General features: G+C 43.6%; 14 protein-coding genes. All 14 read right to left on the reverse strand.

What is annotated here, in order from left to right; genetic code table 11:
- Positions 1-113 precede the first annotated feature (113 nt).
- Entirely contained in the window at positions 114-1748 is a 1635-nt protein-coding gene (gene ubiB / locus GKR61_RS11965) for a ubiquinone biosynthesis regulatory protein kinase UbiB (protein WP_132497142.1), read from the reverse strand.
- Positions 1735-2388: a ubiquinone biosynthesis accessory factor UbiJ gene (locus tag GKR61_RS11970; protein ID WP_036954948.1), complete on the reverse strand. Its 654-nt coding sequence runs from the start codon at positions 2386-2388 to the stop codon at positions 1735-1737. Before GKR61_RS11970 ends, ubiB begins: the two co-directional genes overlap by 14 nt.
- A gap of 1 nt (position 2389) precedes the next feature.
- Positions 2390-3145: a bifunctional demethylmenaquinone methyltransferase/2-methoxy-6-polyprenyl-1,4-benzoquinol methylase UbiE gene (gene ubiE, locus GKR61_RS11975; RefSeq protein ID WP_036954951.1), complete on the reverse strand. Its 756-nt coding sequence runs from the start codon at positions 3143-3145 to the stop codon at positions 2390-2392.
- A gap of 75 nt (positions 3146-3220) precedes the next feature.
- Positions 3221-4576 (reverse strand): DNA recombination protein RmuC, encoded by a 1356-nt coding sequence (rmuC, locus tag GKR61_RS11980; RefSeq protein ID WP_051422791.1) that lies wholly within the window; start codon positions 4574-4576, stop codon positions 3221-3223.
- A 105-nt stretch (positions 4577-4681) separates the two neighbouring features.
- Positions 4682-5212: a DedA family protein gene (locus GKR61_RS11985; RefSeq protein ID WP_154599624.1), complete on the reverse strand. Its 531-nt coding sequence runs from the start codon at positions 5210-5212 to the stop codon at positions 4682-4684.
- A gap of 146 nt (positions 5213-5358) precedes the next feature.
- Positions 5359-6141 (reverse strand): tyrosine-protein phosphatase, encoded by a 783-nt coding sequence (locus GKR61_RS11990; RefSeq protein ID WP_036954957.1) that lies wholly within the window; start codon positions 6139-6141, stop codon positions 5359-5361.
- A 282-nt stretch (positions 6142-6423) separates the two neighbouring features.
- A complete protein-coding gene (gene udp / locus GKR61_RS11995; RefSeq protein WP_006658334.1) occupies positions 6424-7179 on the reverse strand; it encodes a uridine phosphorylase in 756 nt (251 codons plus the stop codon).
- A 282-nt stretch (positions 7180-7461) separates the two neighbouring features.
- Positions 7462-8838 carry a GntP family permease gene (locus GKR61_RS12000; RefSeq protein WP_036954960.1) on the reverse strand — a complete coding sequence of 459 codons (1377 nt, stop codon included), beginning with the start codon at positions 8836-8838 and terminating at the stop codon, positions 7462-7464.
- A gap of 11 nt (positions 8839-8849) precedes the next feature.
- Positions 8850-9809, reverse strand: coding sequence for a D-erythronate dehydrogenase (denD, locus tag GKR61_RS12005; RefSeq protein ID WP_036954963.1), 960 nt, complete (start codon positions 9807-9809; stop codon positions 8850-8852).
- Between the two features lie 56 nt (positions 9810-9865).
- Positions 9866-10633 carry a DeoR/GlpR family DNA-binding transcription regulator gene (locus GKR61_RS12010; protein WP_154599625.1) on the reverse strand — a complete coding sequence of 256 codons (768 nt, stop codon included), beginning with the start codon at positions 10631-10633 and terminating at the stop codon, positions 9866-9868.
- A 9-nt stretch (positions 10634-10642) separates the two neighbouring features.
- Positions 10643-11422 carry a 2-oxo-tetronate isomerase gene (gene otnI, locus GKR61_RS12015; protein ID WP_036954971.1) on the reverse strand — a complete coding sequence of 260 codons (780 nt, stop codon included), beginning with the start codon at positions 11420-11422 and terminating at the stop codon, positions 10643-10645.
- Positions 11423-11432: 10 nt separating this feature from the next.
- Entirely contained in the window at positions 11433-12074 is a 642-nt protein-coding gene (gene otnC / locus GKR61_RS12020; RefSeq protein ID WP_036954976.1) for a 3-oxo-tetronate 4-phosphate decarboxylase, read from the reverse strand.
- Positions 12067-13344, reverse strand: a complete 1278-nt coding sequence (gene otnK / locus GKR61_RS12025; RefSeq protein WP_154599626.1) for a 3-oxo-tetronate kinase — start codon at positions 13342-13344, stop codon at positions 12067-12069. Before otnK ends, otnC begins: the two co-directional genes overlap by 8 nt.
- Positions 13341-14249 carry an L-threonate dehydrogenase gene (gene ltnD, locus GKR61_RS12030; RefSeq protein ID WP_154599627.1) on the reverse strand — a complete coding sequence of 303 codons (909 nt, stop codon included), beginning with the start codon at positions 14247-14249 and terminating at the stop codon, positions 13341-13343. The genes otnK and ltnD overlap by 4 nt, the downstream gene beginning before the upstream one ends.
- Positions 14250-14538 lie beyond the last annotated feature (289 nt).

The raw sequence follows: 14538 nt of genomic DNA on the forward strand, positions 1-14538 counted from the left end.
TGTTAATACCTCTATAGTTTTGGGATCAATTGTAACTAACTCTATTATATACAACCAACGCTAAATACGGAAATGATCACAGCCTTATAAACTTGTCGCAAAACAAAGTCTACTTAATTATCCTCTCCTTTACACCAACCTACAAGCCACGACAATGCACCTACAGCCATAAATGCTGCTGCAATTCGGGTTAAGTCAGAAATAAAGAATAAGCTACCACAAAGAATAAAGGTCGCCCCAATTCCTAATAGGTACTGTGATTTACGTTGTTTAGTGCGTTGGTGCTTTAACTCTTGTGTAAGCTGTTCAATATTGGACTGCAAGAAACGGTGCTGCTTTAATGCCCCATAGATCAAATCAGGGATTTCTGGCATTTTCTCTGCCCAATATGGCGCTTTTTCCTTTAACGCTTTGGTAATAGCCGGAATACCCACTTGGCTATGGATCCAATCCTCTAAGAATGGTTTTGCTGTTTTCCATAAATCCAACTGCGGGTATAACTGACGACCAAGACCTTCAACGTACAATAAGGTTTTCTGCAATAACACCAATTGCGGCTGAACTTCCATATTAAATCGACGAGCGGTATTGAACAGATTCAATAACACATGCCCAAATGAAATCTCAGCTAATGGCTTTTCAAAGATAGGCTCACAAACGGTGCGAATAGCAAACTCAAAATCTTCAACATTAGTATCTGGCGGAACCCAACCAGAATCCACATGCAATTCAGCGACTTTACGATAGTCACGATTAAAGAAGGCAATAAAGTTTTCAGCTAAATAGCGCTTATCTTCTTTGTTAAGCGAACCCACGATCCCACAATCAATACCAATGTAGAGCGGATCTTCTGGATGATCGTAACTAACAAAAATGTTGCCCGGGTGCATATCTGCGTGGAAGAAACTGTCACGAAATACTTGAGTAAAGAAGACTTTTACGCCCCGCTCTGCCAGTAATTTCATGTTCGTACCTTGCGCTTCTAATGCCGCAATATCCGAAACAGGAATACCGTAGATACGCTCCATGACCATCACGTTTTCACGGCAATAATCAGGGTAAACTTCTGGGATATACAGCATAGAGCTGTTTTCAAAGTTGCGTCTTAACTGGATAGCGTTAGCAGATTCGCGAAGAAGATTTAGCTCATCAATCAAGGTTTTCTCGTACTCGCGCACAACTTCTTTAGGACGTAAACGTCGTCCATCAGGAAGAAGAGGAACCCAATTGGCAATACGGTACATCAGCTTAATGTCCGCTTTGATGACAGGCAAAATATCAGGGCGAATAACTTTCAAAACAACATCTTTGCCATTTTCTTTCAATGTTGCAGTATGAACTTGGGCGATCGATGCAGAGGCAAGAGCCTGCTCATCAAAGTTATCAAACCACTGCTCTAATGGACCACCGAGTGACTCTTCAATATAACGACGGGCTAATTTACCATCGAAACTCGCCACTTTGTCTTGTAACAATGACAATTGATCAGCAATTGCAGGAGGGAATAAATCTCGGCGGGTCGAAAGCATTTGACCAAATTTTATCCAAACCGGTCCTAATTCTTGCAATGCTAAACGTAACCGTTCACCAAGATCTTTATCTTTGTGTTTATTTTTGATCCAGAAAAAACCTAACCGCCCGATTCTTAAAGGCAATGTCAGCTTAATTTTAGGGATCAGCTCATCTAGTCCATAAGAGAGAAATACCCGAATAATGAAGTAAAGACGTTTTATTTCACCGGGAGTCATTCTTCTCCTCCAACTGATTGAGTCGTTGTTCTAACTGACTCATTGAATTTGAAACCTGCTCAACTTCATCGCTAAAGTGCACTAATTCCAACTGACTTGGTGCCATTTTCCACTCTTCCAGAATAATGTCTTTAACGTATGTTTTTTGACGACTAACTAATCGAGAAGCGAGGCAAGCTCCTTTACCCAACACTTTACTGATGCCTTCTGCCGCAATATCACCAATATAAGGCGATAAATAATGAGCTGGGTTCCAGATAGCTAAATCCAGTAATGAAGACCAGTGTTGAACAATTTGCATATCGCCTTCAATCACAATGTCGCCATTATTGATAAGTTGTGAAAGCTGCTGCTTATCTTTCAACTTAATCAACGTAAACAGTGACGTTTTGATAGTGCAATCTGCAGGTTCCTGCCATTCACTTAATACATCTACATGATTTTCAGCAAAAATAAGTGTCAGAGTTTTATTCAGCTCTTTAAGCTCAATTCCCATCACTTTACCTGCTAAACGCATTCTTGCAGGTTGCAGGACTTTTTCCTTGAACAACATATGGTTCAAGGAGGTTTCCATTAATGCCGTCATCAAGGAATATAAAACAGTATTAGGATTTTCAATATGCGCTGATGGTGCTTCCATCTTAGAATTTAAACCCTTTATGTAATGCAACAATACCACCGGTCATATTGTCATAAGAGACTTGCTCAAAACCTGCGTTTTCCATCATCCCTTTCAAGGTTTCTTGATTTGGGTGCATACGGATAGATTCAGCGAGGTAACGATAGCTTTCAGGATCATTCACAATCACTTGACCGATACGCGGTAAAATATGGAATGAGTAAGCATCGTAAGCTTTGTTCAGTGGTTCAAGAATTGGTTTAGAGAACTCAAGCACTAACAGGCGTCCACCCGGCTTCAATACACGGAACATGGAGCGTAATGCTTTATCTTTATCGGTGACGTTACGTAAACCAAAAGAGATGGTAATACAGTCAAAATAGTTATCAGGGAATGGCAACTCTTCTGCGTTAGCTTGTACGTAATTAACATTACCAACAATGCCTAAATCGCGCAGTTTCTCGCGTCCCATTTTTAACATTGAATCGTTAATATCTGCGAGAACCACTTCACCTTTTTCACCCACAAGGCGAGAGAATTTTGCAGTGAGGTCACCAGTTCCACCAGCAAGGTCAAGTACGCGTTGATTACGACGCACACCACTCGCTTCGATTGTGAAACGTTTCCAGATACGATGAATACCAAAAGACATTAAGTCATTCATCAGGTCATATTTAGAGGCTACAGAGTGAAAAACATTTGCTACTAGGCCAGCTTTTTCTTCTTTCTCTACAGTACGGAAACCAAAATCGATGGTTTCTTTTGTTGGTTCGGTCATTTCTATTATGCCTGTTAATCGTTCAAACTTTTTTGTGAAGTGTACCAGCCTTTGAGTGAAAACCCTATTATAACTCTAAGATTCCGCACAATTAGACTTGTCAGCCCGCTCAGCTAGCTGAGGGTCTATAGATTGCTTAACTTCCACACCTAACTCTTTAAAACTTTCCGCTTGAGCAAGCAAATTACCTCGGCCTTCAGCAAGGCGCTTCATTGCTGAAGAATAAGTGTGATTTGCTTTCTCTAAACTCGAGCCCAATACCTGCATATCATCAATAAATAAACGCAGCTTATCGTACATTTTAGCGGCTCTATCTGCGATTTCTTGAGCATTTTGCTCTTGCCGTTCATAGCGCCATAAATTATTAATGGTACGCACTGCCACCAGCAAGGTGGATGGGCAAACCAACATGATATTCAGTTTTAATCCTTCATCAAGTAGTTCAGGCGCTTCTTTTAATGCTAATAAATACGCAGGCTCAATCGGAATAAACATGAGCACATAATCTAAAGAGCGAACTCCCGGTAATTGATGGTAGTCCTTGCGACTGAGCATTTTCATATGGTTACGAATGGAAGCCACATGCTCTTTTATGCCTTGCTGCTGCTGTTCTGGGTCATCACTATTAAAATAGTGTTCATAAGCCACCAGCGACATTTTCGCATCGACCACCACATCCTTGCCTTCAGGAAGATGGATAATCACATCGGGTTGGTATCGGCTATTGAAGCCGGTGTTGATACTCACCTGAGTTTCAAATTCACTGCCTTTTCGCAGCCCTGAAACTTCTAAAATCCGCGTTAAAATCGTTTCCCCCCAGTTCCCTTGGATTTTGTTATCTCCTTTTAGGGCTCGAGTTAAGTTGACCGCTTCTTTGGTCATTTGATTATTTAACTGCTGTAATTGGCGGATTTCATAAGTGAGTGTATGGCGCTCTTTGGCTTCTTCGCCATAGCTTTGCTGCACTTGTTGGCGAAACCCTTCAAGTTGCTCACGAAACGGTGACAGCATAGCCATTAAATTTTTCTGATGTTGTTCGGATGCTCGACGTTCGTTCTGCTCAAAAATACGATTAGCTAGATTTTCGAACTGAGCCGTAAGGCGCTGCTCGCTATTTTGTAAAATCCGTTGTTTTTCTTCATTGGCAAGTTGCGTCTGTTCAAAGCGGGTCATCACTTCCCGCAGCTCTGCTTCTTGTTCGCGGTTAATATCTCGCTGTGTACGTAGCTCCTGATCGAGCCTGTCACATTCCTCTTTCCACAGCGCTAAATGCACATTTTTTTCATCACTCGCCGCCAATTGGCGGTATACCTCTTGTAGCTCTCGCTCTTTTCCCGCTATTTTTTGGACAATAGAAAACCAGACCGCTAAACCGCCGACCAAAATGCCACTTAAGGCGCCAATAATTGCATATAAAAGAGAGGTATCCACGAATCAATCCTTACTTTTTAAAATCTAGAGTAAGGTAATGGGATACTGTATAAGTGTCCAGAGGTAAATCTCCCAACGGCTACTTTTTGCGAGCGGCTTCGCAGCTTATCCCATCCAGCTCGCAAACCAACGTAAACCAAGCGCACCGGGGGCTAAAATACCAAATGCCCAAATCATCGCAGAGGCTAAGTTAGCGACTTGGAAATGTCGTTGCCGCATTTCACAAATCCCTGCAACAAGCGGTACCACCGCGCGTAATGGTCCAAAGAATCGACCGAAGAATATTCCCCAAACGCCCCACTTCTCAAAGAATCGATGTCCTTTGTCGATCATTTCAGGATTGCGGGAAATTGGCCACATTTCACGAACTTTTTCTTTATAGTGAAAACCAAACCAATAAGAGACCCAATCCCCAAAAAATGCACCTAATGCAGCGGCTAACCAAATCGGGAAAAAGGCAATTTCACTTTCACCAATCAATGCGCCCAGACCAAGTAAAATAACGGTCGCAGGGAGTAATAACGATAAAAACGCGAGGGATTCACCAAACGCAAGAATGAAAACAATAGGGATCGCCCACACTTCATGAGCGCGAGTAAATTCTGTAATGGCCGTGACAATTTCATTAATACTCAAGGGCGAATTCCTACAGTTTAAGATTGATTTGTTAACTATAAGTCGACTAAGTAACTATTATTCAGCTAAGTAAACATATTATAGTTCTTGGAAGTAAATAAAGTTGCAACAAAACTGACGCGTTGCAACTTCAATTCCGCAGAGGTTTATTCGAGGAAGTAACTTTGAAGTACACCGCGCTGAGCGTTATCTAAACCAAAGTCTTTTTCTAGCCAGTTATCCACGCTTCCATAGTTATTTTCTATGCTTTTCAATGCAGTTTGTAAAAACTCTTCACGAACAGAAAATACATACTCGAATTTTTTCACCACATTTTCACTCATGGTCTTGGAAAATTCTTCGAGTAAATGGTTACGAAATGGCGCTAACGTCTCGTTCGTTAAAAGGTAATCATCCATCACAGTATTCACATCTGCGCCCAGCGCAAACAGCACGAGAGCCGAGCCAACCCCTGTCCGGTCTTTACCCACAGCACAGTGTTGCACAAGCCCACCTTTTTCTGGCTGCTTCAACATGTTCACTAATTGGTGATAAGCGGCATTGTTCAACGGAAGCAACTCATAGAGGCGGAACATAAAGGCTTGAGGATCAAACTGTTCCAGCACTTCAGGAGTGAGTTTATCAAGGTTTGCACTCACTTCTTTTGCCAGCGGGTTTGCAGGGGCATGCACATAATGAGCACCACTCCACACCACATCTGGTTTATCTAAAATTTCAGCTTCATCGCGATAATCGATAATTTGGAAAAGGTTTTGTGACTGTAAGACTTTTTCATCATCTTGGGTTAAGCGGTCGAGCGCCCCAGAACGAAATAAAACACCGGGCTTTATTTTTCCGCCATTGGACAGTTTTTTTCCCCCTAAATCACGAAAGTTAATTCCACCGGTTAAAGGCAGCACAGAGGGGTGAAGGTAAGGTTTGGTTGACATACGTTTTCCCTTTTTAGCTCTGTCATTGCTCAAACTAAAAATAAACGAAATCATCAATTACTTGTAATTTGAGTAACTTAAGAAGCTTCTATTAATTGTTTTAAATGACAATAACAGATTCATAGATGAAGGGAATAAGAAAAACGCGAGAAAATAAATTTAGCGCTGATCATTTAGAGATACAAGAATATTTAAGATACATGGGTATAAGGATGATAACTGAACCCGTTTACCGAAAATCCACAACCGAGTGAAATCAGTAAACGGGTCAGCTAATTAGGATTACAGCAGGCGGCGAGCAGCTTCGACAACGATGCTCAGAACATTACCTTCTGTTTTTTTCAGTAGCGCTTCATTTGGAATTTCTTGCTGAGTACGGTTTACGATAACCCCAGCCACCATACCCGCACGCAGGCCTTGGCTTGCACACATAGTTAACAGTGTTGCTGATTCCATTTCATAGTTCATCACGCCCATGTCTTGCCACTCTTTCATTGAGCCTCTGAAATGGCGCATTACGCGACCTGTGTAGGTGTCGTAACGTTCTTGACCTGGGTAGAAGGTATCGGAAGATGCGGTAATACCGACGTGTACGGTTGCACCCGCTTCTGTCGCCGCAGCATACAGCGCATTAGTACAAGTGAAGTCAGCGACTGCTGGGAATTCCAGTGGTGCAAAGTGCTGGCTTGCGCCATCTAAACGAACAGCACCTGTGGTGACAAGTACATCACCCACATTGATGTTTTCTTGGATTGCACCTGTTGTACCAATACGTAAGAAAGTACGGATACCTAACTGAGCCAGTTCTTCAACTGCGATAGAGGTTGATGGACCACCAATACCGGTTGAGCAGACAATCACAGCTTTGCCATCAAGCTCGCCACGCCATGAGGTGAATTCGCGTAATGAAGCCAGATGTACAGGGTTGTCCATCAGACGTGCAATTTTTTCAACACGGTTAGGATCCCCAGGAACAATAGCAACGGTTGCACCCTGTAAGTCACTCTTTTTTAAACCTAAGTGGAAAACGTCAGACATATCAAACTCCTTTACACAATGGCATCATTGAATTAGTACATTATTGTCAATATAGCGCTTAGCTTTGATTAATTTAGTGACCAATATCTACTTTAATGGAAACAGATTCACTTGAATTTCATTAAAACGAGATCACGATCACAAATAAGTCTTATTGAGATGAATGTGAATAATGAGATACACCCAGTATAGATGAATGTTTGTGATTATCGAAAGAAAGCGCCCGAATGGGCGCTTTTATTAGGCAGAAGAAAAAAACACTATAATATCAATATGCTAAATTTACAGCACGACATCAAGGATCAAGACCCCAACCAACCCGATAGCCCAAGCTATTGTTGTTGGAATAGACCAAACAATCATTTGTTGTTTAACGTCTTTGATCCCCATCATTCTGTTCACCACCCAGTAAAGGCTGTCGTTAAAGTAACCGAAGAACAGAGATCCCATCGTTGCCGCTTGGGCCGCAACTAATAAGTTGATATCAGGAATTTGGCTAATGATTGGCGCAGAAATCGAAGCTGCGGTGATCATTGCTACCGTTCCTGACCCTTGAATTAAACGCACTAATGTCGCGATAATAAACGGGATTAATACAGGTGTAATCGGTAAATTCGCGACATGCTCCGCAAGAATTGTTCCCGTTCCGCTGTCACGCAATACTGCGCCTAATGCTCCACCAGCACCGGTTACAAGCAAGATGATACCCGCCGCTTGCAAACCTTCTTCCATACGGTCGATAACTTCTTCTTTCGACGCTTTTGGCATTAACGTATAAACCGAAATCAGGACGCTAATGGATAAGGCGATAATCGGTGCCCCTAAGAATTGGAATGATTGGAAATACCAGTTATCATCCATGCCTTGGAATGCGGCAGTTTTCAGTAATAATCCGTTGATAGCATTAATAAAAATCAACAGAATTGGCGTGATGATTGGTAACAATGATAAGAATAAGCTTGGTAATGGTTTGTTGGCTTTTTCTTCCATGTAACGCGCATGCACTTCTTTTAAATCTTCGCTGCCCGTTTCATCTGGCATGAATTCAGGGTATTTAGTTCCCAACCATTTGGCGTAGAACACAATCCCGATGACACACGGCACTGCCAGCGTCATACCCGCTAAAATCATGGCACCAACGTCAACCCCGAAGATCCCGGCAACACCGAGAGGACCTGGAGTTGGCGGCACAGTATGATGGGTAACAACTAAACCACCCGCCAATGCAACACCAAGAGTTAAAATACTGCGTTTTCCATTCTTCGCTAACGCTTTTGCCAGCGGATACAAAATGACGAATGCAGAGTCTACAAAGATAGGAATACTGACAATATAACCGGTAATTGCCAGCGCCCACTCTTCGCGTTTTTTACCTAACCATTTGATAAAACTATAAGCTATCTGCTCAGCAGCACCGGACACTTCCAGCACCCTTCCCATCATTACCCCGAGACCGATAACAATACCAATGCTACCGAGGGTCGAACCAAAGCCCTTTGTAATAACGGTGACGGTTTCCGCCGCAGTTAATCCCCCTGATAACCCTGCGATTGCAGCCGCAATCAACATCGCTAACAAGGCGTGAACCCGCGTTCGCAATACTAAAAAGATAAGGACAAATATGGCCACCGCGAGGCCAATAATAGGAATATAGGACATTATTTAATCTCCTATTTTGCACAGCCGTGGTGCTTAATGAAGGAACGGATCGCATCGCTAAATGACCCATCAGCTTTAAAACCTAAATCCAGTGCACGGCGAATATCGAATTTACCCGGCCAGCTTGCCACAATGCGGTTGACGGCTTCATCAGGCTCAAAACGAATTAAATCAACCGCTTGTTGACCAGCGACATCACGCAGGGCATCAATCATCTCTTGCACTGTCACGGTGATCCCCGGCAGGTTCACAGTACGTGAAAGACCAAATTTCTCTGCTGGAATTGAAACCGCATGGATGAAGTTGTTGATCACCGTTTCTGGGCTAGATAACCATAACGCCAACTCTGGAGACACTGGGCAAACACTCTCAATCCCATTTAGAGGCTCTCGGATAATGCCGCTAGCAAAAGAAGATGCTGCTTTATTCGGGACTCCAGGGCGAATACTAATGGTAGGTAAGCGCATCACGCGTCCATCCACATAGCCTTTACGGGAATAGTCGTTCACCATCAATTCACACATGGCTTTTTGAGCACCATAAGAAGATTGCGGGTTAACAACACACAAGTCGGTGATCACATCGGGTAATTCACCGCCAAATACCGCAAGGGAGCTGGTGAATAAAAACTTGATGGCAGGGTTTTTCGCGCGAGCGACTTCAAGCAATTGGCGAGTCGCATCGAAATTCACTTTCATGCCTAAGTTAAAATCACTTTCAGCATGGCTACTGACAATCGCCGCAAGGTGGAATACCACGTCAGTTTGCGCATCAATCAGCTTATCTGCGGCTTCTGGCTGGGTTAAGTCTAATGCAACGCAACTCACACGAGGGTCTTCAATAGGCGATGTAGGGCATTGAATATCCGCTAAAACGAGCTGGTTAAATTTTAATCCTTGGTTGTTTTTAAGCAAAGCAGCGGCTAGCTGCTGGCCCAGAAAACCTGCGCCACCAGTAATAATAACTTTCATTGTCATTCTCCTTGCTATAACCCTGCCGGGTTATGCATCAGTAGGTAAGATGTTTTTTATGTATTTATTAAATGAAGTTTTATGTTTTTTTCGAGTATCCGTTGCACCACATCAGACGGTAAATGTTGGTCACAAATGATGTCGTGCAATTGATCTAATGGGCAGACACGGAACATACCGTATTTACCGAATTTACTGCTATCTGAAACCAGTACACACCGACGAGCGACATCCAATAACGTTTGTTTTATTTGGACTTTTTCCTCATGCGGTGTGGAAACCCCATGTTGCAAGTCCCATGAGCTGGTACTAATAAACGCAATATCCACGTTTAGTGTTTGCAACATAGCGGCCGCCGTATTGCCAACACAGGAATGGTTGCGTTTATCAACCTGCCCACCAGTGTGGTACAGGTTAAGTTGTGATTTATTCATCAAATACTGCATGATGGAAAAATCATTGGTCACGATAGTGAGATTAAAACGCTCACCCAATACGCGGGCAATTTCAAACGTGGTGGTGCCTGCATCGAGGTAAACCACCTGACCATCTTCAACTAGTGAACTGGCAAATTGACCGATTTCGCGTTTCGTTTGATGATGAAGTCTTGCCTTTTCGCTCCACGGTAGCTCTTGGCGTAACACATCATTTAACCGAACACCACCACTAATTCCGACAACCTTCCCTTCCTCTTCCAACATGCGAATATCACGTCGAACCGTCATATGAGAGACATTCATTAAACCCACTAAGTCATTGATAGACACAGTTTGGTGCTCATAGACATAGCGATAAATAAAATCACGACGTTCGGAAGGGATCATTCGGTTCTCCTAGGAATTAGCTTGCTTTAGCCAGCCTAAACCGTCTTCGGTGCGTCCTGCTGGGTGGTATTCACATCCCAGCCAGCCTTCATATCCCATTTCATCGAGTTGATTAAAAATCCATGGATAATTGACTTCACCGCTATCAGGTTCATGGCGAAAAGGTACTGATGCTATCTGAATATGACTAAATTTACCCCAAAGACGCTCAATTGTTTTCAATAAGTCACCTTCCATAATCTGGCAGTGATACAAGTCCAATTGAATAAACACGTTTTCGCGATTGATTTCAGGTAACAGCGCTTCAGCCTGCTTTTGGGTCGTTAAGAAATACCCTGGCATATCGCGGGTATTAATCGGCTCGATAAGCACACGAATTCCGTGCTCAGCCATCACATCCGCTGCATGCTGTATATTCTTAATAAAACACGTTTTTTGCTCTTCAGGTGTGAATTTCTCATCCACTTTACCCGCCATGGCATGCACTTGTTTACAGCCTAATGCTAAAGCGTATTTCAGGGCAGTTTGTACCCCTTGAGCGAACTCGGCTTCACGACCAGGAATAGACGCCATTCCACGCTCGCCAGCGCCCCAATTCCCCGCAGGCATATTAAATAATGCTTGGGTAAGTTGATGTTTTTTCAATTCACCCGCAATAACATCCGCATCTTCTTCATAAGGGAAAAGATACTCAACGCCCTTAAAACCAGCCTGAGCGGCACGTTCAAAGCGTTGAATAAACGGAACTTCGTTAAACATCATACTGAGATTTGCTGCAAATTTAGCCATGTCTATCGCCTCATTTCTGTGGATAACGGCTTTCGAGCTCATGAACCTGCTCTTGCGTTAACGTGGTGAAGCCGTGTGGGCGCAATGTAATGTATAGGCGCGCGGTATCTTCTAATTCTTCCGCATTGAAAAACGCCTGCCTTAAGGTTTTTCCGCCAACAACAGGGCCGTGGTTAGAGAGTAAAATCGCATTATGATGAGGTGCTAATTTTGCGATTTCTTCACCAATACGGTCATCACCCGGTGGTAAATATTCAATCAAAGGTAATTTGCCCACACGCATCACGTAATAAGGTGTGATCGGTGGTAAACAGTTTGCGGTATCTAAATTCGGCAAACAGGATAGAGCCGTTAGCCAAGGTGAATGCAGATGAACCACCGCTTGGCAATCTGGACGCTGCAAATACATTGCCATATGCATGGAAACTTCTTTTGTTGGTTTGTCACCATCAATCCAGTTACCTTGCGCATCGAGCTTGCTCAGGCGCTCAGGATCTAAATCGCCAAAGCTCGAGTTAGTCGGGGTGACAATAATACAGCCATCCGGCAAGCGTGCGCTGATATTGCCCGCACCACCGCTGCTGTATCCGCGATTAAACATTGACTTCGCCCAATCCACTAACTCTTGGCGTAGCGCCTTTTCATTACTCATTAACCATCTCCTGTGCTAACTGGAAGAAATTCTCTTGACCAAAATTGCCTGATTTCAGTGCTAACCAGTTACCGCTTGCTAAGTCTTGTACCCAAGGCACACCCGGCGCGATAGGTGAGCCAATACTTAATTGTTCAGTTCCAAGGCTTTGAACTACTTTTCCAGACGTTTCGCCGCCCGCGATAATAAAAGTGTTATAACCTTGCTGCTGAAGTAACGTCACTACTTGCCCAAACACATTTTCTACCGCGGTACTCGATAATGCGGCACCGTATTTTTCCTGCGTTTGCTTCAATAACTCTGGTGGTTGGGTGGCATATAACAAAGGCGCTAACCCAGTGATTTTCTGGTCTTTAACCCATTGTGCCAATACGGTTGCATAGTCTGAATTATTGATGCATTCACCCACATCTAGCGCTTTGCTAGGTGCAACTTGCTGATAGCTTTGTACTTGTTTGTTGGTCATTAGAGAGCAGCTTCCCGATAGAATGACCGTTTTTCTGTCTTTCCCTGTCGGCTTACTGCCACGGCTTTCCCCTTGTCCCCAAGCCACTTGGCTATCAATATTCGCAAGGGCAGCCCCCAATCCTGACCCGCCCGTTAATAAAGGCAGTGATTGCGAAGCCTGAGCAATAGGCAGTAAATCATCCATCGTGAAGCTATCCATAACCGCATAACTGATACCCTGCTGGCGTAGCTGTTCTAACTGTTCAGTGATGGCGGCGCTGCCCTTTTGCACTGTCGCAAGATTAATCAGCCCTGCTTTACCGGCTGACTGTTTTTCCATTAGACGCATTAGGTTGGCATCAGTCATTGGTGTGACTGGGTGGTGCTGCATTCCACTTTCATTGAGCAATTGACCATTAACAAACAGGTGCCCATGTACCACGGTTCGACCGTTAACGGGCAATGCAGGGCATACTAATGATAATGACGTACCCAGCTGCTTCATCAGTGCATCGGTTACTGGACCAATGTTGCCTTTCTCTGTTGAATCAAAGGTTGAGCAATATTTAAAGAAAATCTGCTGACATTTCGCTGATTCTTTCAGCCAGCGACATGCATTTACCGAGGCACTAATGGCTTCATCTACAGGACAAGAACGGCTTTTCAAGCTCACCACAATGGCATCCACATCTTGAGGGATTGGAGTGTTTTCATTCGGCTCATTCAGTAGCTGCACCACTTTCCAGCCGTTTTGCACCATAAAGCCTGCAATATCTGTCGCGCCGGTAAAATCATCAGCAATCACACCTAATTTCACTGTCATGCCTTTTTCTCCGGTAAAGTAATGCCCTTAAAGGTTTTGATAACGGCGCTATCATCCTGTAAACCAAAACCTTCATTGCTGGCTGAGATAAACATTTGATGCGCCGTTGCTGCCAATGGCAGTGGGAAATTCAGCGCTTTTCCGGTTTGCATCACCAAACCGAGATCTTTCACAAAAATATCGACTGACGATTTAGGGGTATAGTCTCCATCAAGCACATGCTGCATACGGTTCTCAAACATCCATGAGTTGCCAGCTGCATGGGTGACGATGTCATACATCACATCTAAATCGATGCCCGCTTTTGCCGCCAGCGCCATACTTTCCGCTGCAACCGCAATATGTACCCCCGCCAATAGCTGGTGGATAGTTTTCACTGTGGAGCCAAGACCGATTTCATCTCCGACACGATAGAGACGCTCTGAAATTGCATCAAACACCGTAGAAAGCTGAGCGAATAGCTTAGGGGAACCCGATGCCATAACGGTCAGTTTACCTTCTACCGCTTTAATCGCTCCGCCAGATATAGGCGCATCGACTAATGGAAGCTGGTATTCAGCAAGGCGCTGCGCGATCTGTTTTGTCTGCTCCGCAGCCAGTGTGCTGTGCAACACAATGACAGTATTTGGACGAAGCTTCTCTACCAGTGGCTTCTCACCACCAAATAAAATCGCCTCAACCTGCCGACCATTGACGACCACCATAAGTAGCGCGTCTAGCTGTTGTGCATACTGCGCGGCATCTTGCCCTGTGGCTTGCGCCCCATATTCGAGTAGCGCCTCGCATGCCTGTGGATTTAAATCAAACCCATAGGTTGGGATCTTATTTCTTATTAGTGATTGCGCGATCCCCATCCCCATCGAACCCAGACCAATAACGCCAACATGGTTAACGGTATTTTTCATCTAGCCCCCTGATGTTGTCAGTTCCAACAAATGATAAATTCTGGTGAATACGGTTAGTTTTGGTAAACACTGTGAATTCTGGTGAATATTGTGAATTTTCACATAACCAAATTCACAAACACATGACTACCATCACACTAAAGATAATATAAATTTTAAACAATTAATTATTAATGTATTGATATATATGAATTTTTATATTTAACATTCTTATACTAACCTTCACAAGAAAGTGTGATAAAAATTGTGACCGATTTGGTTGTTTTCTGATCTGCTGGTTTTTATACCT

It is taken from the genome of Providencia sp. wls1916, from assembly GCF_009706585.1.
GTDB lineage: Bacteria > Pseudomonadota > Gammaproteobacteria > Enterobacterales > Enterobacteriaceae > Providencia > Providencia lanzhouensis.